The following is a 2,115-nucleotide window of genomic DNA, read 5'->3' as shown; positions in this document are numbered from 1 at the left end:
AACAGATCATTGATGCAGAAACACTTTGGAAGAAAAAACTGCTGACCTATGAACCGTTTGGGGGTGCCGTCAAGATTTATGCGCAAAATTGTTTGCAGGCTCCGGCAGACCTGAAGTCAGCCGGCAATAGAGGCGTCGTCCATGACCGCCTCCAAGTGCTTCATGTTCATGTATTTCTTGTTGCCCCACTGGGTGCCCGCCACGTGGCGGAGTCTCGCGCAGACCAGCATCAGGGCGGAGTTGCCATCAGGGAATGTCCCCACTACGCGGGTCCTGCGGCGGATTTCCCGGTTCAGCCGCTCGATCACGTTGTTGGTGCGGATACGGGTCCAATGCTCGCCGGGAAAATCGCAATAGGTCAGTGTCTCCTCAATGCCGTCCTCGACCTTCTTGGCGGCTTCCTTCAGCTTCATGGCGCGCAGCTCGGCAACAACAGCCTTTGCCTTCTCGCGGGACGCTTTTTTGCTCTCCTGGGCGTGGATCGCCTTGAGCATTTTCGCCACAATTTTGACCTTGGATTTGGGCACAACAGAGAAAACGTTGCGATAGAAATGCACCGTGCAGCGCTGGTATTTGGCGTCCGGAAACACCTCGCCCACGGCCTCCAGCATCCCCATGCACTTGTCACCGACGACGAGCTTTACGCCGTCCAAGCCGCGTCCGCGCAGCCACTGGAAGAAGCTGACCCAGCTGGCCTTGTCCTCCTTCATGCCCTCGGCAGCGCCTAAAACCTCACGAAAACCGTCCTCATTCACGGCGATCGCCACCAAAACAGCAACATTTTCGTACTCTCCGCCCCAGTTGCGGCGCAGGTAGATGCCGTCCACATAAACATACGGATAGCGCCCGCCCTGCAACGGGCGGTTCCGCCAGTCCTCGATGTGAACGTAGGCTTTCTTGTTCAGTTCGCTGATGGTGGCGGGCGAGACCTTGCTGCCCCACAGTGCCTCCGTGATGTCCTCCACCCGGCGCACGGAAACGCCCGCCAGGTACATCTCGATGAGCGCCTCCTCCACGCTGCTCTCCCGGCGGCGATACCGCTCGATGATGGCCGTCTCGAAGGACACGCCCTTGAGCCGCGGCATGTGGAGCGTGACGTCGCCGGAGGTCGTGGTGAGGCCGCGGTCATAGTGACCGCTGCGGTAGCCCTGGCGGGCCTCGCTGCGCTCGTAGCGGGCCGCCTGCGTCAGCGACTCCGCCTCCTTTTCCAGCAGCTCGTTCAGCGTCTCTTCTACACTTCCTCGAACTAATTCTTTGAGCTGCCCCTTGATAATTTCCTCATTCAGCTGTACAATTTTCTCGGACATAGTTTGCTTGCTCCTTTCGAATGTTTGTGTGGTAACTTCATTCTACCAGAGCCTGCAAGCTATGTCTTCTTTTGTGCGGTTTTCAATTTGCGCAACTTATTGTACCTTATCGGAGCAGCTCAGTCAGATCTTGATGGGATATGGCGTGGACATTGGGCGCGTTGCGGTGAACAAGTGGGAAAAGGGCATATCGATTCCAAGTGCGTATCAGCTTCTGGCCGTCTGTGCTGCGCTGCATCTGGAGGATGGCTTTGATTATTTTGTGAGCAATACAAAACGCCCCCTGCTGAACGCAGAGGGGCGTCGAAAAGTGAAAGAGTATCGGGAGGATCTGATTGCATCCGGGAAGTATCGGGAGGTACCGCCAGTGCTGGAGATCCGCTATCTGGATATGCCGGTCAGCGACCTGCCGGTATCCGCTGGTACAGGCGCGTTTCTTGACGAGGGAAACTTCGAAATGGTCAGCTTTCCGGAGAGCAGCATCCCAGATGGTGCAGAGTTCGGGGTTCGCGTATCCGGCGACAGCATGGAGCCTGTCTATCATGACGGTCAGATCGTCTGGGTGCAGCGGTGTGAGACACTCCGTACCGGCGAAGTTGGCGTCATGATTTACGATGGACAAGGCTATATCAAGGCGTATGCCGAACAGGAACCGGATGATCCGGAAGCATATCTCAGCAGTGACGGCGTGCGGCGGATGCAGCCGGTTATGGTGTCTTACAACAAGGCATATGCACCGAAGCCAGCATCGCCGGAACTGGAGTTCCGAATTGTGGGGCGAGTCTTATAAGTCCTGTTTATTGGACAA

At 56.6% G+C, this 2,115-nt stretch carries 2 protein-coding genes; one reads left to right on the top strand and one right to left on the bottom strand.

Translation table 11 applies throughout. The features are described from left to right. Positions 1–116: 116 nt before the first annotated feature. Positions 117–1,307: an IS256 family transposase gene (locus ACZO3G_RS14650; RefSeq protein WP_486847375.1), complete on the bottom strand. Its 1,191-nt coding sequence runs from the start codon at positions 1,305–1,307 to the stop codon at positions 117–119. A gap of 61 nt (positions 1,308–1,368) precedes the next feature. Here ACZO3G_RS14650 and ACZO3G_RS14645 point away from each other — a divergent pair, with 61 nt between their 5' ends. Continuing rightward, positions 1,369–2,097, top strand: a complete 729-nt coding sequence (locus ACZO3G_RS14645; protein WP_486847374.1) for a S24 family peptidase — start codon at positions 1,369–1,371, stop codon at positions 2,095–2,097. Positions 2,098–2,115 lie beyond the last annotated feature (18 nt).

The sequence above is a fragment of the Anaerotruncus sp. genome (assembly GCF_057433415.1).
The sequence above is the reverse complement of the archived record's forward strand: the minus strand, read 5'-3'. Positions and strand labels throughout refer to the sequence as shown.

Bases quoted from the DNA above. Each gene is read 5' to 3' on its own strand.
- ACZO3G_RS14650 (WP_486847375.1), bottom strand. From the start codon at position 1,307: ATGTCCGAGAAAATTGTACAGCTGAATGAGGAAATTATCAAGGGGCAG.
- ACZO3G_RS14645 (WP_486847374.1), top strand. From the start codon at position 1,369: ATGTCTTCTTTTGTGCGGTTTTCAATTTGCGCAACTTATTGTACCTTA.